This window comes from Pseudanabaena sp. FACHB-1998, from assembly GCF_014696355.1.
Lineage (GTDB): Bacteria > Cyanobacteriota > Cyanobacteriia > Pseudanabaenales > Pseudanabaenaceae > Pseudanabaena.
Genome location: NZ_JACJQA010000038.1, coordinates 35,964 through 57,839, shown reverse-complemented (window position 1 = coordinate 57,839; position 21,876 = coordinate 35,964). Strand labels below are relative to the sequence as shown.

13 protein-coding genes are annotated in these 21,876 nt (G+C 42.4%); 2 read left to right on the top strand and 11 right to left on the bottom strand.

Annotated elements, in window-relative coordinates; all coding sequences use genetic code 11:
- Positions 1 to 87: 87 nt before the first annotated feature.
- The 8 genes from H6F42_RS16165 to H6F42_RS16130 form a co-directional block, all read right to left on the bottom strand.
- Positions 88 to 3,225 carry a class I SAM-dependent DNA methyltransferase gene (locus H6F42_RS16165; RefSeq protein ID WP_190400406.1) on the bottom strand — a complete coding sequence of 1,046 codons (3,138 nt, stop codon included), beginning with the start codon at positions 3,223 to 3,225 and terminating at the stop codon, positions 88 to 90.
- Positions 3,226 to 3,324: 99 nt separating this feature from the next.
- Positions 3,325 to 5,061, bottom strand: a complete 1,737-nt coding sequence (locus tag H6F42_RS16160) for an ATP-binding protein (protein WP_190400405.1) — start codon at positions 5,059 to 5,061, stop codon at positions 3,325 to 3,327.
- A gap of 100 nt (positions 5,062 to 5,161) precedes the next feature.
- Complete coding sequence (locus tag H6F42_RS16155) at positions 5,162 to 7,225, bottom strand: FAD-dependent oxidoreductase (protein ID WP_190400404.1); 2,064 nt, start codon at positions 7,223 to 7,225, stop codon at positions 5,162 to 5,164.
- A 7-nt stretch (positions 7,226 to 7,232) separates the two neighbouring features.
- Positions 7,233 to 7,889 carry a Uma2 family endonuclease gene (locus H6F42_RS16150; RefSeq protein WP_190400403.1) on the bottom strand — a complete coding sequence of 219 codons (657 nt, stop codon included), beginning with the start codon at positions 7,887 to 7,889 and terminating at the stop codon, positions 7,233 to 7,235.
- Between the two features lie 113 nt (positions 7,890 to 8,002).
- Positions 8,003 to 8,971, bottom strand: coding sequence for a protein-methionine-sulfoxide reductase catalytic subunit MsrP (gene msrP / locus H6F42_RS16145; RefSeq protein ID WP_190400402.1), 969 nt, complete (start codon positions 8,969 to 8,971; stop codon positions 8,003 to 8,005).
- A gap of 406 nt (positions 8,972 to 9,377) precedes the next feature.
- Positions 9,378 to 10,025 (bottom strand): glucosaminidase domain-containing protein, encoded by a 648-nt coding sequence (locus H6F42_RS16140; protein WP_190400401.1) that lies wholly within the window; start codon positions 10,023 to 10,025, stop codon positions 9,378 to 9,380.
- 414 nt (positions 10,026 to 10,439) lie between these two features.
- Complete coding sequence (locus H6F42_RS16135) at positions 10,440 to 10,832, bottom strand: hypothetical protein (RefSeq protein WP_190400400.1); 393 nt, start codon at positions 10,830 to 10,832, stop codon at positions 10,440 to 10,442.
- A gap of 13 nt (positions 10,833 to 10,845) precedes the next feature.
- Positions 10,846 to 11,277 (bottom strand): hypothetical protein, encoded by a 432-nt coding sequence (locus H6F42_RS16130; protein WP_190400399.1) that lies wholly within the window; start codon positions 11,275 to 11,277, stop codon positions 10,846 to 10,848.
- A gap of 848 nt (positions 11,278 to 12,125) precedes the next feature.
- Here H6F42_RS16130 and H6F42_RS16125 point away from each other — a divergent pair.
- Positions 12,126 to 14,240 (top strand): NB-ARC domain-containing protein, encoded by a 2,115-nt coding sequence (locus H6F42_RS16125; protein ID WP_190400398.1) that lies wholly within the window; start codon positions 12,126 to 12,128, stop codon positions 14,238 to 14,240.
- 292 nt (positions 14,241 to 14,532) lie between these two features.
- On the opposite strand, the gene H6F42_RS16120 is transcribed toward H6F42_RS16125, so the two are convergent.
- The 3 genes from H6F42_RS16120 to H6F42_RS16110 all read right to left on the bottom strand — a co-directional run bounded on the left by H6F42_RS16120 (position 14,533) and on the right by H6F42_RS16110 (position 17,962).
- Positions 14,533 to 15,996: a hypothetical protein gene (locus H6F42_RS16120; protein WP_190400397.1), complete on the bottom strand. Its 1,464-nt coding sequence runs from the start codon at positions 15,994 to 15,996 to the stop codon at positions 14,533 to 14,535.
- A gap of 213 nt (positions 15,997 to 16,209) precedes the next feature.
- On the bottom strand, positions 16,210 to 17,073 hold the full coding sequence (locus H6F42_RS16115; RefSeq protein ID WP_190400396.1) for a C39 family peptidase: 864 nt from the start codon (positions 17,071 to 17,073) through the stop codon (positions 16,210 to 16,212).
- Between the two features lie 100 nt (positions 17,074 to 17,173).
- Positions 17,174 to 17,962 (bottom strand): peptidoglycan-binding protein, encoded by a 789-nt coding sequence (locus tag H6F42_RS16110; RefSeq protein ID WP_190400395.1) that lies wholly within the window; start codon positions 17,960 to 17,962, stop codon positions 17,174 to 17,176.
- A gap of 346 nt (positions 17,963 to 18,308) precedes the next feature.
- Here H6F42_RS16110 and H6F42_RS16105 point away from each other — a divergent pair, with 346 nt between their 5' ends.
- Positions 18,309 to 21,866 carry an NB-ARC domain-containing protein gene (locus H6F42_RS16105; RefSeq protein WP_190400394.1) on the top strand — a complete coding sequence of 1,186 codons (3,558 nt, stop codon included), beginning with the start codon at positions 18,309 to 18,311 and terminating at the stop codon, positions 21,864 to 21,866.
- Positions 21,867 to 21,876: the final 10 nt, after the last annotated feature.

The window sequence follows — 21,876 nt, the reverse complement described above, 5'->3', positions numbered from 1 at the left end:
GTAATGGCTTTGAATCAATTAAAGGCGCTATTGACTATTTTGCCCATAATTTACCCGCAATGTTGTCTTTGATTTCTTAAAGTCTCTCTACCTCTTTCTTGAAATAGCCCTGCTCCCAAAAGGGGAGAGGGGAGAGGGGAGCGAAGAAGTTTCTTGTTCCCCTTCTCCCGTCTTGGGAGAAGGGGTTAGGGGATGAGGGGCTAAATCTTCCCATCCGTAGGCTTCTAGAACGGCGTTGTCTAGTTCGTCGTGGATTTGTTTGAGGGTGGAGACTAGGGCTTTGTTGTTGTATTCTCTATCTTTGTCGGTGAAGTCTTCGCCTTTGCTGAGTTTTTCGAGGAGGTTATACATTCCTGTAATTGTGATTTTGGGATGTTGGGCTTGGACTTGTTTGCGATGGCGATCGAGTCTTTCGCCTAGTTGTCGAATTTTTTCTTTTTGTTCTAATGTTGCATCTGGGAAAGGGAACGGATCGAAACAAATAGATTTTACATATACAGGTGTTGGTCCGAGTTGTGCGCCACGAGCTAATGCCCAACAGAGATGAGTAGAACTTGAAAGAATTCCAAGATGGTAAGCATCGTCAATAGCTATTACTATTAATTTGTGATCTGGACGAACATCAGATGACACAAAAAAGAAGTTTCTATATTTACTGACTTCTAACGTAACAATATAGCGCTCCAATTTTTGAATTGCAGCTCGCATCTCAGTCTTATCACGACCAAAACGCCACCATTTTTTTCGACTTCCAGAATCTCGGCTTTCGTCTCGTTGAGGCTTTACATACTCAAGCAAGTGTTGAAAAGCTAAAGGCGCTTTGCATTGAGCCTGTGACTCATCAAGGGGATAAAAATCTATTACCCAATCAGTTAAGACTCCATTTATTAAGTCTCGCCCTGACAAAAAAGGATGACATATATCTGGTTCAATTTGCTTGCGTTTAGATTCATCAACAAGAAATCCTTTGCCAAAAAGAACTAATCCAACCGAACAAATAGAAGCATTAGCCTGTAAAGACTTCGCTTGATCAAGTTTTGCACCTCCACGAAGATTTGAATGTATAAACCCAACATTCTGATATTCAAAAGTTAAATTCGCTGTGTCCTCATCCTGTCGTTCCTCACGAATAACTCGAACAATAGTTGGTTGTTGCCTTTCTCTTTTTCCAACAACAGTCATAGCTATTCTTACAGCCGCACTTCCTTCTGTATCTACCCAAGGATGATCAGGTATCGCCCATAAAATCTCATATTCAGAATCATCTTTAATATTTTCAGAAATAACTTGTCTATTCAATATCTGGGTAATACTATTAGTCGTGATGAAACCGAATCGCTTTAATTTGTTCTGTTTGATTATGTTTATCGCATTAAACCACCAGTACATAACAAAATCTGCACCATCTGGCATCTGTGGATAAGCCTTAAATAAACACTCTAAATATTCATCTCCAAGTGCTGTCCTTCGTCTCGATTTCCCAATAAAAGGAGGATTAGAAACAATATAATCAGCCTCTTGCCACACCGCAGGACGCGGATTAATGTAGCGATAGATAGGAACCTGATCCGACGGATCAGGCACATCCTCACCCGTCACAGGATGCCTCATCATGCGCCCACCCCAACGACTCCGCACCTTACCCGTCTTCGCATCAATATCAAGCTCCCGTCCATCGTAAGCCAACACCGCATCCCGAAACTCGATATTGTGGAAATCCTGCAAAATTGGCTCAGGCGGCGGCGTAGTGCCATAGCGCTTAAAATGCCATTGCAAATAACCAATCCAGATCACTAACTCTGCGATCGCAGCCGCCCTTGGATTGATTTCAATACCCAAAAACTGCGAAGGATTCACCTGCTTTCGTCCCGCCAAACGTGGATCGAACTCTTCCAACAAATCCGTCGTCACCTTCCCCAACACATCCAACAACCGCATCTGCACCTCCTGCTCCAACGTCTTGATTAAATCTAACGTCACATACAAGAAATTGCCCGAACCACAAGCAGGATAAAGAATCCGCACCACTTGCAAACGCTCCAAAAACGCCCGAATCTCTACCTCCGCCTTATCTCTTTGGTCTTTTGTTGGTTGTTCTTGACCTTCCTTTAGTTCTAAAATCTTATCAACTACTTGCTCTAACGACTCCCACTCCTCTCGCAAAGGTTCTATTACCACAGGATAAACCAATCTCTCCACATAGGAGCGTGGCGTATAATGCGCCCCCAAACGACTGCGCTCCTTCTTCTCCAAAGCCCGTTCCAACAAAGTCCCAAAAATCGCAGGTTCCACCTCACGCCAATCCTTTTGCGCCGCCTCAGACAACACCTCAAGCTGTTCCCTCGGCAAATCAAAGGCGATCGCATTCGCAAAAAAGCTCCCATTAAACTGCGGAATCACATCAAAATCAAACTCGCCGCCCGTATTCATCTTCTTCCACAGCTTCTCAATCTCAGACTTAAATCGACTCGGTTCAGGAATCCAACGCTCCTTTAAATTCTTAGTGAAAATATCCCCCTGCAACAACCGCACATCCTCCGCAAACATCGTAAAAATGCAGCGCATCAAAAAATTTGCCACCTCCTGCGGTTCCTTACCCTGTTCCTCTAGCCACTTCGCCAACTTTGCCAAAGTCCCAGCCACCTCTCGCGTCACCCGCGCTCGATACTTCTCAGGATTCAGACTATGCGGATCACTAAAAATCGCCACAAAGCGATCAAAAACCTTCTCATCAAGAAGTCTCTCAAGCGCAATTACTTCACGCGCCCCATAGCCGCCATAGTTTCCACTAAAGCTCATCCATAGCTCAAAGTGCGAACCAATATCACAAGTCATCAAAAACGGTGGCTTGCTAGTCAAAAATAGCGTATAGCTCTGAGCCTGATAAAAAGCCTTCTCCATCATCCGCGCATAGCCATCAGTCCCCCGCCTCGGCGTACTTTGCTTAGAGCCATTACTCCCCTGCTTCGCCTCGATTAAAAAATAGCCCTCTTTATGGAAATCAATAAAATTAGAAGTCTCCTTGCGATCCTTATGAAAAACCGTAATCTCCTTATCAAAACAAAATGGATCACCCTTCACTGTCCCCTTAGGAATCGGACGCTCCACCCCCAACGCCCCACACAAATCATCAAAAAAAGTCTGATAATTAGCCCGCTCATTCCCCTGTGAGCCTTGCCATTTAGCTAAAAACCCCTGAATATTAGTGCGATCGCGCTCATCCATGATATCAACTGAAACTTTCGGATAATTCTAGCATTTTGGAGACGATTTGAGGCGATCTCTATTTTGGGGTGATGAATTTAGCGATCGCCATGATCTCCATTACAGACGCTTAACTTTACTTTTGAGAATCTTCTCCTCCACTTCATTGATTTGGACTTCTCGTAAGCGCGTGGCGTAGGCAGGGAAAGGGAAACCCACTAATAAAGGCGATGGAACTTCGGGCTGATGGATAAACATACTGCCAGACTTTAAAAGAAGCGATCGCTTCCGACAGGCTCCCGTCAAAAAGTTGTATTCAGGACGCTCTACTTCAGCAGAGTCAAGGCGACCAACGACGCGCACTGCTGCTTGTCCAACCACTCGCCGCTCGACTTCGGAAGCAGTTTGTTGTGCGCCGATTAAGATAATGCCCAGCGATCGTCCACGTTCTGCAATTTCTACTAACAAATCTTTAATCGGGCTACGACCTTCTTTGGGTGCGTATTTATTTAACTCATCGAGAACGATAAAGACAACGGGATATTGTCCGCGCTTTTCCTTTTCCATAAAAAGCTTTTGCAGAAGTACTCCCACCACAAACTTTTGAGCTTTACTGCCGAGCTTGTTGATATCCGCGATCGTTAACTGATATTCTGCCGCAAGGGGATCGAGCTTATACTTTTGCAACTCCTCCGCAGGCAGATCGCCGCGCACCAGATGCCCCATTTCATCGGCAATTCCCCACATCCGACGGGTGAGCGCTTCGGCAGTGGCTGGAGCATTACGCCCTAGCCATTTCTGATCAGGATTCTCCACCAACTTATCTTCGAGAAATTCAATCAAATCTCGAAAAGTCTCCACCTTATCCTTATTATCTTCACCATAGCGATCGTCTAAGTCCAGACTTGCCCTCGGTAAAAATCCTAACTTCTTATCATATTTGTCATTATCAGCAGCTAATCTCGCTAAACGCTCCTCGACAATGCTTGCCAAAAAGCCAATATTCCCTCGCTCTAAATCATCACCTGCAAACAAGAAACGGAATAGGCGATCGCGACAAAATTCACGCATACCCCAGACATAGGCGGAAATATTATCGGAGCGTTGATCGAGATGGGGCTCAATTTCCTGTGTATTTTTTTTAGGCGCAACGCAAAATCTGACATCGCGAAATGGCTCTACAGGCAGATCGAGCGTTCGATAACTCGCCCGATCCTCTTCCCGCATTTTGTTATTGGGCTTATCTAAGAAGAATAAATCTTCTCCCTTAACATTAAAAATCAAAGCCTTAGTATTCGCTCTCTTAGAACCTAGTGCCGCCGAATTAAAAATGGAATGGAGAATAAACAGGGCAAAAGAAGTCTTCGTCGCCACGCCTGAGATTCCCGAAATATTGACATGAGCGCCCTTTGTGCCATCGATAAATTCATAATTCAAATAGGCGGGACTACCATTTCGCATAATCCCAGCGGAGATACGCTGCTCCATGCCGTCAAAGTTCAGCGCAAATCGAAGATCCTCATCTTCCGCTAAATAGACAGCATCGCTAGGCTGGGGTGGTAAATATTCTTCAGGCTCGATGCGCGTAACTTGGATATGCGCGGCATAGGAGACATTCACGGGCATACTGCCACTAGTAACGAGAAATGTATCCGTATCAAACTGAGTTCCTTCATGGATAGTTCGCACATGATCGACCACACCATAGAAATTCACGACACCTTTTTTGTCAGGGCGATCGGTTTTCACCTGCACGACATCATCTAAACGCAGGACTTTGCCATCACTTACGGCTACCCAAAACTCAAGGGGTGTAGCATCTTTGGTTCCAAGTATGTATCCAATCGGGTCGATCATATGTCACTCTATAAACGAATAGGGAACGGTAGTCGCTCCCTCAATTATCATTATAATGTCCGTGCAGATGGTCTCTTCACAGCCTGTAAAAAATTATAGATTACCAAATTTTCCAGTCACCCCAATTGAGATTAAAAATAGAAGTATCGGGAAAGGCGATCGCATTGTTATTCTGCACCAGAGTTTGCTGCAATTTTGTCAGCAATGGATTTACTCGCGGCAAACTCTCCACCAATTGATAGGGCAGAATTCCTTCGGAGAGGGCAAAAGAAGCTGTCGTACCTGCGGCGGCTCCTACTGACCATTCGTAGGAATGGACGCGATAACCTGCGGCTACGATGTAGCTATAGGCGATATTTTTACCCGATACGATCAAATTATCGATTTTTTGGGGAATCAGCGATCGCAAGGGAATCTGTCCAGGAAAGGCGGCTCCATGTCCATTGCGAACTCCTGCTCGTTCTGTATTACCCGCTTTTTCGACAGGATACTCACTTAAGCAAGGGTGAAAATCGAGATAGTATTGAGCAATCCCGATCGCATCGGGATAAATGGTCGAACGAGTGCGACGAGGAATTTTTTGAGGTTCGGTGTTGTTTCTAATGGCGCTAGTTGCTTCTAGCCCAGCCAGAGCATTCCAGAGATGACGATAGCTTTGTGGTGAGAGGTTCTGTCGATAGAACTCCGTACTAAAATCTACTTGCGAAACATCAATCTCGGACATACTAAAGCCTTCGGGATAGCCATAGGAAGGACGACCGATAATTCTACGGGATTCTCGAATATAGGGATATTTCGATAATCCATGCATAGTTCCCATGGGCGAATCTATTCCCTGAAGTAAACGATGATTGGGAAAAGGTTTTTTCCAATTAGTTTTCTGTTGAGAATCCGTTGTGCCAGCAACCAACCAGTAATAAAAACCGAGGGCAATTTCTTCACCATTTTTCAGGGTTTCTTGGCGCAATCCGCCCATCCAGCCGTTCGCCTCCAACTGCCCCGATCGCTGTAATTGCTCCCTTGAATAAATCAAATTATCTTTATCCGTACCTCCCCGATAATCATTCCCCCAAACCCAATTTTGCATCGAAATATCCCCAGTCTTCATGCTCGAAACCCCAAAAGCATTTTTCTTAGGATTCGGAGCCTCAGCACTCCAAATGCGGCGATAGGTAAAGATATTGTCAAAATTGGCGAGATTTGGCTTAGGGTCGGAGCCGTAATAGGGTAAGTAGCGATCGTAAAAACTGGGCTTTTGCTGTGGTTGAGGCTCGGCGGTTTGTTCCATCGCAAAGGTATAAGTAAAACCTTGGGTGCAGTAAGCATCATTCTCGGTTACTGGCGAAGAAGGATTAAGATGCGATCGCGGATCGAGTCCTAGTCGATAAGGCACATCAGCCAAGGCAATAATTTCGCCTGTCTCTGTCGCATCAATCACAAACCAATCCGTAGGGCGTTTTTGTGCCTGCCCATCTAAGGGAACACTTAAGGGAACAAATTGAATGATTTCCTTTTGTAAACGAGGCGAATTTTCGTAACGATATGCCTCATCAATAATTGTCGAAAGTGGCTCAGTATTTAGGGGTGCTGTATTGGGTGCGGGACGATGCTGAATAGCGATCGCGCGATTAATTAATTTGCCATCGCTACTCAAATCAAGCTTTTTGATAATCGTATTCGGAAACCATTTCAACTTACCATTACCCTTACGTTCCGCTTCCTGCAACATCTCTGTCAGGATTTGCTGAGCAGTATTTGGCATAAAACAAGAAACACTTACCCAACAATCTCCCGCATTCAACTTTCCATATTTCTGTTCAATCCGTTTACGAAATCCCGTATAGCCTTGGGGAAAGAACCAGAGATTGCGTTGTTTTTTAGCTTCATCTAACGCTGAAGTTCCTTGAGAAGTAAGTTGTCCACCCACCCAATCGGTAATTTCAGTCATGCACACGGTGCGCCCAGCTAATAATCCTTCATAGGCGGAGGCTGTACCTGCGACTCCGCCACCGACGATTAAGATCTCGCAACCTTCAACTCGATCAGGATTTTTAGATAGATCTTTTGGGGTAGAAGTTTGGGCGATCGCCTGATCAGTTACTCCATTAGCAATGGCGACTATTCCTAACGCGATCGCAGGGGACAGATATTTGTAAGGTTTCATAGCAAGTTTAAATTTCATCTTCAATTCCATCTTCAATTCCCAAGGCACGTAAGCGTTCTGCTAAGCGATCGGCGCGTTGTTTTTCCTTAAGTAACTGCTCTGAGACATCCTTGAGACTGGTAAATTTTTTACCGTCAGGAAAATATAGCTCTAACTGTTCGCCGCTAAGATCGAAACGAATTCCTAAGCGAGGGCTAACCCAACCATCTATTACATCAATTACTTCTAGGTCTTCGCCAATCCGTTGCCATCCTGTCAGTTCGATACAGCTAGGATCGTAGAGATAATATTCCTCAACGCCATAACGCTCATAAAACTTTAGTTTCTTTGCCATTTCACTAGTTCTATTTCCGGGAGAGAGAATCTCAAAGACAACTTGGGGGGCAATGTCATTTTCAACCCATTGCATATAGGAACCACGTCTGCCCTTGGGTCTGCCAAATACCACCATCGCATCGGGAGCAGTACGGATCGTATTGTTGCCTTCAACGGGATACCACAGCAAATCCCCTGCCACAAAGACATTAGAATCTTTTGAAAAGAGAAGTTCTAAGTTCTCTTTAATGGTGACAATCCAATCAAATTGCTCCGTATTGTTGCTCATCGGTAGCCCGTCATCGTCTGGATAAATAATTTTTTGAGAGGGTTGCATTTGTAAAATCATGGCGCGACCTCAAAAATGTTTGCTTACGTTCACTCTAGTATAGGTATAGCGCTTAAACCCAGAAAAATTTTTGAAAGTATTGCTTCGCGATACTTTCAAAAATTTTTCTGGGTTTAAGTATTGTATAGATTGGCGACATAGGGCGCATAGCCGTTATACATCTGGGTAGCAAAGCGATCGCCTGTACCTAACATGCGCTCACTTGCCTGTGACCATCGAGGATGGGGAATATTAGGATTGACATTAGCCAGAAAATCATATTCTTGAGGAATGCGCGTATTCCAAAAAGTCGTAGGTTGGCGATCGGTAAATTCTATTTGCACAATCGACTTAATACTCTTGTAGCCATATTTCCAAGGTAAAACGAGACGAATCGGTGCGCCATGCTGTTTGGGTAACTCATGTCCATAGATGCCCACCACCATAAAAGCCAATTCATTCATAGCTTCTTTAATCGTTAATCCTTCGGTATAGGGCCAAGGCTCACTTTGGAGGATTTGCCGTCTTGCCTCCTTTTCCCTCAAAAAAGTTGTAAATTTCACATGGGTCGCCTTAGCTTGAGGCTCTACTAATTCGATTAATCGTTTAAGCGGAAAGCCTGTCCAAGGGACTGCCATCGCCCAAGCCTCCACGCAACGGTGACGATAGAGCCTTTCTTCGATAGGCATTTTGGCAATTAAATCCTCGATCGCAAATTTCTGGGGCTTGGCGACTAAACCAGTTACTTCTACAGTCCAAGGATGGGGCTGAAATTTGCCGACCTTTTCCCACACATCCTTATCACTGCTAAATTCATAAAAATTTGTATATACCGCCGCATCATATTCATTAGTGAGGGGGCGATCAAGGGTAAAAGCTAAGTTTCGCGATGCGTTAAATGATTGAAGTTGAGCGTCTTGTAATCTTTGGCTGACGATCGCTTTTTTCTCTTCAATGGTTTGACATCCTGCTAGTAGTCCTAATAGACTCAGGCTGCCTAGTCCAGACTTTTTAAGAAATCGGCGGCGATTTAAATAAACTGATTCTGACGTTGATTGGTTTTCAGGTAAAAACCAATCAGGGAGAATTTTAATCAGCGTCATAATTATTGAAGACCACAAATCTCTACCAAATATGCTATCCTTTCAGGGAAGGGAATAGGTAAAAAATTTACTCCAAAACAAGTAATAACCGTTTTTTGGCGGTTTTATCTTAGATTATGGGAAATATTTAGTCTATAGAAACCAAATTATTTTATGCAAGGGAATCTGCATATTGCTTTTCGTCCAATGGAATAGCTTCAGATCAGTGTATCTATTTAATCTTCAATCAATAGAATGACTTAACCTTTGCATACCTTCGGTAATGTCTCTTATTCATGCTCCCCCATGAAAATGAGGCAGGTCGTGAGGTACTTTTATCCTTCGCTACAAATTTTGAGATAGCTGTACCTCGCTTTTACATTACAAAGAAAGGGTTTGCAACGCAAACCCTTTCTTTATTGGAACTTCAGAAAAAACCTGATAGCTCGTATAGGCGACGCAAAATAGCCATGATCTTCTTGTCATAGTTGATGTCCTCAGCCCAATTACCACTCAATTGACTTAATAATGGTGCTGTGCCGCGCTTAACTAGACTAAAGCGCGGATCGACTAGGGGCAGCACAAGGGGCTGTCGAGTCGCATAGGCTTTGAGATGCTGGATTTGCGCTCTTACCCCAATGCGGCGATCGCTAAAGCTGTCACCCCTCACCCCGTTACCGATCGCCCCAATCCCACCGAAATTATTCTGCTCTGGTTTTACATCCCCATCAAATTGTAAAAACCCCGTTTCTAAACACATCTGACAAAAGGCAATGTCGTAGTTGACTCCCTCGGTAGTCGCTTCCTCACGATAAATGGTTGGTAGGTCACCATAGATATTAAGAGGGGCGTTATTGAGTCGCAATAATCTTAAGAGTTGGACTTCGGAGGTCATCCCATCCCCCATAATCCGATCAATCTTGCCCGTGAGTATGGGCGAACATGGCTGATTTTGACGAACAACCTGCGGATCGGTTACAAAATTTTGAGCATGGGCAGCATCTTGGCAAATGCGATCAAAGGCGATGAGAGCGATCGCACCCGAGCCTATCTGAAGAAACTGCTTTCTTCTCATAACGGTTGTGCTATGTCTTGCTATGTCTAAATGAGGTGGGCTTATGCCTAGCTAGGGATGTGAGCCTATGGGAATCACAACCGCCAACTTAGTCTTTGTAGATGTTAAGTAAATTTGTTTGCTTGTGGCAAGGGGGATTTGACGGATATTGAGTTCTTGGATCATTGCAACTAAGAGGATCTTGGGAATAAGCAGAGGCACTACTAGCAAAGGGCATCAATAAAGCAGACGCAGAAATAATCGATAGTAAAAGTTTCATAATTTTTTAGATTTGATTTTTAGATTTGAAATGGTTGAGTAGGATTTTTTAATTCTGGTTAATTCTATTTATATAGAAAACAGGCGATTTGTGGGCTTTAAACCAAATTTTTAAGACATTTAGCTTAAGGAATAACAGGATGATGTATCAAAAATTTAATAAATCTGATGTTTGACAAATTCAGGAATATTAATTTTTTGAGTGGAATTACTCGAATAGAGAAGGCTTTCGGATACTACCGAAATTAGATCGGGATCTTGGGTCGATTCTTTGGCTAACTCAAGAAACAAGCTCTCAATTTTTTGCATGGACTCAATCACTTGGTGCTTAATTTTGATGCGGTCGGCAGCTAACCAGAAGGATTTAGACTCTTCTTGCGAGCAGTCAGCGATTAATAGCTCAATCTCGTTAAGTAGATAATTCTGGTCGATTTCGCTATTTTCTGAAGAATCCCTTGGTGTTAGCCAAGACTCAGGATCAGCGATCGCTAAACGAGGCTGGAAATTATGCGAGTAAATGGGAGGAGTCGGAAAAGCGTCACTTTGCATATTCTCTCCCCCCTTAATTTAATGAAGCCTTGAAGGATGCCGAGGAATGATAGCCAAACGCACTATAGGAATGAGCTTTTTGAAACCTATGGCGATCGCTAAACTGACTCGACAACTGACTTGACAAATGCAGTTTGGGGTAGGGCAGATCCGCAAGGACTTCTAAAATGCGGCAAAAATCACGATGTTTGCGGCGGTCAGTTAAAAATTGCGGTACTTCCGATGGACAGGAAGAATTTTTTAGGCTTTGACGGAGGTTAGCGATCGCTTTCCAGAAATTGCACATTTCCTCATAGGTACAGGCTAGTAAAAAAGCCTCAATCTCATGCAGTAGCTGGGACAAGCGATCGGCAATGCTAGGTCGTACAGCTAAATGAGGCGATCGTGAGGATGTACTGGACTCTAAAGGGGAAGGACGTTGGGGCAGATGATGAATTGCGCTCATGTTTCAAGACCTCTAATTGTGAGGATATATGAGGAAAAGTCGTTTTTTGTCGGAAAACGTTATTTCCCTATTGCCTTATACACTTACCAGTGATACAAGAAGTAAATATTCCTTCATGTGAGGTTAAGTGAGCTTAGCGGTAGCCCAAAGGTAACGGAGATAGACAACTCGAATGAGTAAATCGACTTAGTAACCTTGGTTGGCAACCAGCATACAATCCAAAATATGATTTGCACACCTGAAAAAATAGTATTTTTTGTCAGTAAATGTATGGATAAAAGAAAAGACTTGATTGTAGGAATTAGATGCATATATAGGTCTTGTTTGTATGGATTTAAGTTTTTGATTTTTTAACAATTAGCAATCTATAAAATGCTATTAACTTATAACTAATGGATCGACTATGGGTTTTATCAATCAAGCATTTAAAAACAAGATTTTGATTTATTTTGTTTGCAAAAACAACTGTTTTATGTTTCTATTGACTGACTCTAGTTGACAAGCATTGACCCTATAACTTTTGCTAAGCAAGGTTTATCAGAAAAAACAAGAAAAAATTGTCATAGGTATTAAGCCAATGTCGGACTAAATCAGGATCTACTCAAAAGTTAGATAAATCTATTGCAAATACCAAAATATATGTTATCTATCTAACTTGAAAAAACAAGAATATGTTGACTAAATTATCTGGAAGTGTTGTGATTAGCCTTTAATTAAATATGATTAGTTGTCAACAAATCTTTTTTTAAAAGTATGCATAACTGTCATTTGTTAAGTCGTTAAAACACACATCATCCTTAGATACAACTAAGCCAATAACGAGACATTAATTAAGAGGAATTACGACTATGACTATTGAAGACGCACTTGCAGTTGTTGATGCGGCTCTCCAGCAAAAGCGCCTTAGCAACATTCAAGAACAACTATTTCGCCAAACATGGGAAGGCAAGACCTATGCTGAGATTGCCGAGATGTGTGGCTATGATTCTTCCTACATTCGGGATGTGGGCTATCGCCTGTGGCAAATGTTGACTAAGGGTTTTGGTGAGCGCGTCACCAAGCACAATTTGCAAGTGGTCGTCAGAACTCATGCTAAGCGTTTTCAAGATAGCGTCGAGTCTCAGCAGTCCGCCCATCCTCACAAATCCTTGAGCATCGTCAATCCTCACAACCATGCTCACAATAGTGTTCAACCTGTCTCCCCTACACCGAGCAAGCGCTGCGATTGGGGCAATGCGATCGACACCTCAATTTTTTATGGTCGTATAGAAGAGTTAGCTACGGTTAAAGATTGGGTGGTTAGCGATCGCTGCCGTTTGTTGGGAGTCTTTGGGATTGGCGGCATCGGTAAGACCGCTTTTGCCACCAAATTAGCGGAGCAGGTGCAAGGCGAATTTACGCTGATTGCATGGCGATCGCTCCGCAATGCACCCAAGATAGAAGTTTTGTTGGCGGATTTGGTCAGCTTTTTAACTAATCAAGCGATCGCCAATCTGCCCCAAGATTTGAATAGCCTCCAATTGATGTTTATCCAAGTTCTTCAGCAATCACGCTGTTTGATTGTGTTAGACAATGTGGAATCAATCCTCCGAAGTGGCGAAACCACAGGGCAATATAGCGAAGGCTACGAAGGCTATGGGGAACTGTTCCGTCAAGTGGGAGAAGTGCGTCATCAAAGCTGCTTGATTTTGACCAGCCGTGAAAAGCCTGCGGATGTGCTGCCTCCTGACATTAGCGATCGCATGGTGCGCTCTTTGCAACTGACAGGACTCAAGGAAGAAGCCTTGCAAATGTTTCAACCCAAATTGGCGATCGCCCCTGAAACTCGCAAATTAATCGACTTCTACTGTGGTAATCCCCTCGCGCTGACAGTGGTGTCACGTTCCATTAATAGTATGTTTGATGGGAATGTGCAGGACTTCCTTGATCAAGAAGCCAATGTATTTGGCGATATCCGCAATCTCGTCGATCAGCAATATGCGCGTCTCTCTCCTTTAGAACAACAGGTAATGCATTGGCTAGCGATCGAGCGTGAACCAATCACCACTGATAACTTGCGCCAAGATATTGTGCCAATGGTTTCTAAATCCCAAATTCTCGAATCTGTATTTTCCCTACGCTGGCGATCGCTGATTGAGAAAAAGGCAAATAGCTTCACGCAACAGCCTGTGATGATGGAATATATGACCGATCGCCTAATTGAATCCGCCTATCAAGCCGCGATCGAGCGTGATCCTGAATTCCTGATGAGCTACGCTCTTGTCCAACATCGCGCCGAAGATTACATTCGTGAAACGCAAATCCGTTATATTCTACAACCTTTGACTGATCGCCTATTGGCACATTATGGCAGTGCGGAAACTTTGCAACGGGAACTCCATGAGTTACTAGAAACTTTGCGCGATCATCAAACAGCGATCGGCTATGCTCAAAGCAATATCATGAATCTCCTCAAAGCCTCGAAAACTGACCTCTCCAAAAGCTTTAGCCGCTTTCCTGAACGAGTAACTGAATCTTCAGATTTAAAAATTTTGGGAAGATTGCTCGAAAGCGATCGGGCTGGAGGCTTGGCTACATGGGATCATCGCATTCCTTGGGCAAATAATCCCCTCGCTCAACAAACTTCCGAATCAAAAACCCAAATCCGCAGCAAAAATCTCTATTACCAATGGACAGAAGGCTCTCTTGAACAGTTGCAACAGGAGCTAAAGCAGCAACCTAAAATGCGTAAGCAATATCATGCTTGGCTAAATGAGACAGAATTTGCCGCGATCGATGCAGATTTTGAAGCTGTCCAAATCACTGATACGCTCAATCAGCCCGTTGAGGCAAGATTAGTCTTTATCAATGAGGTAAATGTAATTGAGCCTCCCGCCGACCTTCCCACTCCTGCCGAACGCCGCGCCCAAGTTCGTAAAAGGAAGCAAGAAATGCAAGCTAAGCGCAATAAGAAATTAGGTTAAATCTCAAAAAGAGAGGGAATAAAACTCTCTCTCTTTTTGGTTCCTAAGCAACGCGGATTAGTGAACAATTAGGCGTGCGTTACGAACTATATAACTTGCCTTTCTCACAAATGAAATAGGATTGGCATAGCTTGATGGCATAGGTTTTGACATCATTTTTTATCAAAATTTTGATGGGTTTCTAGATAAAGTGGTATATATGAATCGCACATTTCAATTATGGCAAAAAAGCGATCTCTTATCTCCAAATCAAGTCAATTACATAATATCCATTTTTTTTCATAAGAGGGGTTTATTCTTTTGGAGCTTGATCTACGAGGCTGACTAGAACTAAAGCACTAACATTGGGTTCATCTTCACGTACAGCCTTAATAATATCTTGTGTATAGTTATGGTAGTTCTCATTATCCTGTTTTAATGGTTTTAATCCACTATCTTCATAATAAAACCCCCGTGGTGGAGCGATATAAGTCCCCGTTGATATATCGATTATTCCTGCTGAAGGTTTAGACTCGATACTCCATTTGACTTTTACATCTGGCAAAACCTCAAAATCGGTACAATCGCCACAATAAACTTCAATGCTTGCACGGGTAGACAAATTTCTTTTACGTGGATGTCTTTGGTTATCTTGATCCTCATTCTCATCTTCACATTTTTGAATTTCAATTTTTCTAACGGTTTTCTTCCATGCATCTCCAAAAATGCCAGCGACAATCATATTAAGTTGTGTATTTGCGACTCGATTAAATAAACCTAAAATAAAAGCTAATGAGATTAGTACCTCCGAGGGCACACTACTCAATGCTAATGCAATTCCAGCAATATTCAAGTTCGCCATACTCAAAACCCAAAGTATCACCAAAGCTGTAAAAGGACTCTGAAGAAGAAAGTAATAATATTGAGGCTTGCGGCGAACCAAAACTTTAACGTCTTGTTTATCCCCTGATGATAAATGATATTCAGCTGTTTGTTGAATTATATAAAGCAGCGTACCAAAAAAACTCCAAAAAACAACTTCCAGCCATTTTCCATTACCTGTCCAGAACAAATTTTGTTCTAATGAATTCTCAAGAGATGATTCAAGATTCGCTAGACTTTTACTAGTATTAATAAGAAGTTGAATATTCTCCTGAATATTATCTTTCTTAAGATCTTTACTTTCTATCTCTTTCAGAAACAAAGATAAATCTTCAATAATCCGCTTTTCTTTGTTACTAATATTAGACTTACTTAGATCATCCTGCCATCTTTTAGCTGTTTTTTCTGCCAGTAAATTTCTTTCAGTAGATGTATTTAAACTCAAAATAACTTTATCAGCATTAGATTGGGTGCTTCTTGAACTACTAGCATCTTTAGCAGTTCCAGTTGAGCTGCCAGTACTTCTAGTGGTTTCAGTTTGGTTGAGTAGTGAAAGAACGGTACTTTCTTTATTCTTAATATCTTCTTTCATCAAACCAATTTCTTCTAAGATAGGCGCTCGTATTTTGTCATTCTGCCTCTTGAAAGAAGACAACGATGAGTTAGAAGGGATAAGTAAATGGCAACCAGTATAAACACTTAATCCCAAAATTAGCAAGATTACAAACTCTAGCATCGTAGCTGGCTTTTGGAGTTTAGCTACTTTTTGGGATTTACCTACTTTGTAATTTTCAAAATTTGCTTCACCAGCTTGCAAATTTTGAGCTTCTCTCGTCACCGATAGCCTTCTCTGTCCCTCTACTTGTGAATTTGGAGCTTGATTACTTGGGGTCATTGTTTTATAAATTTTGGATTGTTGGAATATATCTATAATTTTTAATTCACGAAAGTGTGACTACACTTTCGTGAATTAAAAATTAAACCTGATAAGGATTTTAAAAGCACTAAATGGCGTAGCCATTTAGTGCTTTCTACCTTGCAAATGCAAGTTCTCCACAAGGCAAAACGACTTAAAAATACACAAGTTGAGGGCTATAGGAAGTCGTGTTTATGAGAAGATACGTCCCCAACCATCATTACCTGCTGGAGCCCAACGCAGTTGCAGCATTGAACGAGTGTATACAGCACCCTTGCCATTAATTACAGATCCTGTGTAATCGTCATAAAACGAGCCGAAAGGATCGTTCACAACATAATCATTACCCTTCTTACCGATCGCAACAATCATGTGTCCCCCAGAAGGAGCAGCATCAGATCCCCTGTGGAGAATGCCAAGTACTACTGGCTTCCCTTTAGCCAGAGAGTTATCAATATCGGCAAAGGAGAGACGATAAGAGAAGGAAGAACTAATGCCATAACTATTGAGAACCTGTGTCTGTACATCATGATCAATTGTGTTACCGATCGCAAGAACCTTTTCAAGGTATGCATCATCACCAGTTGCTCCAATCAAAGTCCCAGGCTTGAGGAATTCAAGACACATTGCACAGGCGGATGAATTACAAGTACGTTCACCTTGGGTGTAGTTATCGACTTGACTAAAAAAGGGAACATTAAGAATAGGAGGCACAGGAGGAGCAGGAGGCTTAAATCTAACCCTGTACTTATTAATCCACTCTGCGTCCCCAGCACCACCTATACCATCATCAATCAAAAGTTCTGGGGGGATAGCTGTTTGTAGTGCAGTGACCGCTTGGGCATGATTCGCATTCTTTTCTGAGAAAAACTTGAAAAAGTTGTTTAGATCCACAGCACCACCGTTAGTATTGCCACCACGATAGGTAACAACCCACGGGGCTGTTTCTGTGAGAAGTTCGGGTGGAAGCGATGACTTCAAGATACCGATACTAGCAACATGATTAGGATTCCTTTCGTCATAGTACTTGAAAAAATTACTGAGATTTGCAACCATTTTGGGTTCTCCTTCTTTATCTAGTTCAAAATATTTTTAAATGTGAGAAGAAAAGTTAATTGAATATATGTAGTCAAACGACTGTTCTTCTGAGAGAGTTCTAAATTACTTGACTTGCTTTAGCAAAATAATTACGTCTATCTACATAACCATTTGGAGGATTTACGCCATTAACTCTTGCTCCTACTGCATCAACATTAGCTTCAGAGCTGCCATTGTCAGCAAGAGCATTGATATCGTTGTTCTTCCAGAAAAATCCTGCACTTGTGAAGGGATAGTTTTCGCCTACATAGCTTGCGCCTTGCATAACCCTCTGATCGCCAATAAAATTAGCAAAATCTTGATAATTAGCTCTACCAGTTAGCTGAATGAATCCACCACCTCGAAACCTGAAACCATCACCAGTTTGGGTATTGCCAAGATCTCGACGGGTTTCATACTTTTCCTGAACTGCTGTTGGTCCCCATATCTCAGTACGATATCTTAAAGCACCTGATTCATGGGCAATCTGTGCCAAAAAATGCCGAATGCGAAGTGGAGTGTTAATACTAAACCTTTTCAAGCAGGCATTTAAATCTGCAAGGTCTTTGGCATAAATTGAACCAAACACATGAACTGCCTGAGCTTTTGTGACAATTTCAGTCTCAATTGCAGGAGTTTCTGGGTTCCATCCAGATAATTTCGGATGAGCCAATCCAGCTTTCCATGTTTTAGCATCAACTGCCGATGCTTGTGGCAATCCAACATCCTTTTGAAATTTTTTGGTGGTTTCAAGAGTAGGCGAATCTAGATTACCTGTGATGTGTAATACAGGATAGCCGCATCCATTGAGAATGTTTTGCCATGCGGCTACAGAGCCAACTACATTAGGATCGTTTTCAATGGTCATAATAAAATACTTATGATTTTTTGTTCAAGAATTCAACCTTGATAGATTCAGTAATCGCTAGATGATTCCAATAAAAACGTTAGGTGGATAACTTCTTATCTAAATAATTTAGCGATCGCCTTTAAGCAATCAACTAATGCCAATTAGATAAGCATTTATACTTGTTCTTATAAAGACAACGCTTTATTTGATGTGTTTAGATCAACTTTAATTGGTAGTACAAATTTTAAAGGTCAGAAAAAGTCGGATCAAGGTCGGATATTTTTAGCGTATTTATGTAAATTTTTTTGACAAATGAATATTTTCTGGTCATAGTGTAATTAGTAGTAGGGTTTTAAGGCGAAAAATGACGGAAGAAGAGGCGATCCCCCTAGTTGAGGAATTACTAGGACGAAAACACTTAACCACAGTTCAAAATGTCGTATTTAGTCAATCTTGGGGAGGTAACAAATACTCAGATATCTTTGGCTATGATCTGGGCTATATCAAAGATGTCGGATCAGAATTGTGGCGATCGCTGTCTAAAGCATTAAACGAAAAAGTCACCAAAAATAATGTGCGGGGAGTATTGGAGAGATATGCTCAGCAACAGGCGACTAAATCAGGATTGAGTCAGTTTCACATGGGTGAAGCGATTGATGTTTCCAAGTTCTGTGGACGAATTCAGGAGTTAGAAACTCTTAGGGAATGGATTATAGGCGATCGCTGTCGGGTGGTCACGATTCTCGGTATGGGTGGACTAGGCAAAACTTCCTTATCAGTGAAAATTGCTGAACAACTGCAAGGAGAATTTGATTATGTGATTTGGCGATCGCTGCGCCATGCACCGACTTTTAAAGACAAGATGGCAGACTGTCTTACAATTCTGTCACAGCAACAAATTACGACCTTACCTGCTAACTTTCATGAGCAGATTACTTGTTTAATCGAATACTTCCGTAAGTCTCGATGTTTGCTGATTTTGGATAACTTCGATACGTTATTAGATCATAGTCAAGGGACAGGCTCCTATCTTGATGGTTACCAAGCCTATGGTGAACTTTTGTGGCGAGTGGGAGAAACCAATCATCAAAGCTGTGTGCTGATTACCAGCCGCGAAAAACCTTCAGAAATTGTGGCTCTTGAAGGGGATGGCTTGTCAGTACGCACACTTGCTCTCTCAGGATTAGAACTTGATGCAGGGAAAACAATACTAGCTCTCAAAGGGCTATTAGTCTCTGATGCCGAGGCTAGGCAATTAGTTGATTGTTATAGGGGTAATCCTTTAGCCCTAAAGATTGCCGCTACTTCCATTCGTGACTTGTATGAAGGTAATGTTAATCATTTTTTAGCCAGTGGCATAACTCTCTTTAATGGCATCAGCAATCTGCTATCTCAGCAATTACAGAGGTTGTCAGATATACAAAATCAAGTCATGTATTGGCTGGTGATCCATCGCGAGAGTATTTCTTTAACAGAATTACATAGTGTTTTTACGCCATCTATACCTAAATCGAAGGTAATAGAAGTTTTAGAGTCCTTGGTGAACTGCAATTTAATTGAGCGCGATCGCCATGGATTTACGCAGCAACCTGTGGTGATGGAATATGTAACGGAATGTTTGATTGAATTAATCTGTCAAGAAATAATTACTGAGTCACCGCAGTATTTGCTGACCCATTCTTTAGTTCAAGCCCAAGCAAAGGATTACCTTCGCGATAGTCAAATTCAATTAATTGTGCAGCCGATCCTTCAACGATTACAAAATAGTCTTGGCTCTACCGATCAACTTGAGAATAAACTGGGTAGACTGATTATCAATTTGCAAACTGAGTTAATAGCTTCAGATAATTATGGAGGTGCAAATCTTATTCATTTATTGGTTCATTTGGGAACTGATTTAACGGGCTATGATTTTTCGCGGCTGACGATTCGGGACTGTGATTTGCGATCGCTAAACTTACATCGTGTCAACTTTAGTCAAGCTTCCTTTCGAGATTGCCTGTTTGCCGCGACCTTTGGCGGTATTACCAGTGTTGCTTTTAGTCCTGATGGACTTTCCCTTGCCAGTAGTGATACCAATGGCGAAATTCAGATTTGGGACGCTGTTAATGGTCAGCAACTCTTTATTTGTAAAGGACATAACAGTTGGATTTGGAATGTTGCTTTTGCTCCCAATGCTCCAATTCTCGCTAGTTGTGGTCAAGATCATACAATCAAACTTTGGAATACAAATAATGGAGAATGTTTCCGAACCTTACACGGACATATCAATATTGTTACGGCGATCGCCTTTAGTCCTGATGGTCAAATTCTCGCTAGTAGTAGCACCGATCGCACCGTTAAAATTTGGAACTTAGTCACAGGCGAATCTATTCATACTCTGGAAGGACATAATGCTTGTGTCTGGTCAGTTGATTTCCATCCCAATGGTCATTTTTTAGCATCGGCGGGAGAAGATAACACGATCAAGTTATGGAATCTAGAAACAGGTTCTTGTGTGCAAACTCTGCAAGGTCATCAATATTGGGTCAAAGCGATCGCCTTCAATCCTGATGGCAAAACATTAGCCAGTGGCAGCTTTGATAGCACCGTGAAAATCTGGGATTGGCAAACTGGCGAATGTCTAAAAACTTTGCTAGGACATAATGCGGTTGTGACCTGCTTAGCCTTTAGTCCGCAAGGCGATCGCCTAGTAACAGGTAGCTACGATCAATCTGTCAGGATTTGGGATGTCGCCACAGGGAAATGTCTGGACACTCTGCACAAACACACCAATCGCGTGTGGTCAGTTGCCTTCCATCCCCAAGGAAATCTAGTGGTTAGTGGTGGTGATGACCATGCGATCAAAGTATGGGAAGTTCAGGGAGGGAAATGCATCAAAACCCTGCAAGGAAATAGCAATGCAATTTATGCGATCGCCTATAGTAATCAGTATGATCAGCAAAATTTACTTGCCAGTGGACATGAAGACCAGACGATTAAACTTTGGAATGTTAATATCAATGCGCCCCTAACTTTCGAGCCTGCTCTGCAACCTTTTCAAATACTGCGTGGACATAGCGATCGCATTCTCTCTGTTGTCTTCAGTCCTAATGGACAGATTCTTGCCAGTGGCAGCGCCGATCGCACGATTAAACTTTGGAATCCCCATTCGCATCTTCATACAGGCAAACCCATAAGAACACTTCAGGGACATCGAAGTTGGGTTTGGGAAATTGCCATCAGTCCTGACAGCAAATTCTTAGCTAGTGGCAGCTATGACCATACAGTTAAGGTGTGGGATTTAGAATCTGGTGAATGTTTACAAACCTTGCAAGGTCATCCTAGTTCCGTTCTATCGGTTAGGTTTAGTCACGATGGGAAGACGCTGTTTAGTAGTGGCTATGACCAGCTTGTGAAACATTGGGATTTAGAAACGGGTGAATGTTTATACACTTGGGAAGCGGACTCTAGTAACCGTATTTGGGCAATGGAGATCAGCCCCAATTCCCAGTATCTAGCGACGGGCGGCGATGATCACTCGATCAAACTATGGGACATAGAGACAGGAGAATGTTTACGCCTATTTTCTGGACATTCTCATCCCGTTGTCTCCCTCATCTTTACGCCTAATGGCGATCGCCTGATTAGTGGCAGCAGCGATCGCACTATTAAAATCTGGGATGTATGCACGGGAAATTGCCTTGAAACACTACAAGGGCATGGTCACTGGGTTGTGTCATTGGCTCTAAGTCAGGATGCAACAACTCTCATTAGTGGCAGTTGGGATGAAACGATCAAATGTTGGGATATCACCACAGGGAAATGTTTACAAACCTTGCGATCGCTTCTTCCATACAAAGGCATGATCATCAACGATGTCACAGGTTTAACTCAAGCTGAAATCGGCACTTTAAAAGCTTTAGGAGCATTAGACACCTAAAATTAGCGTA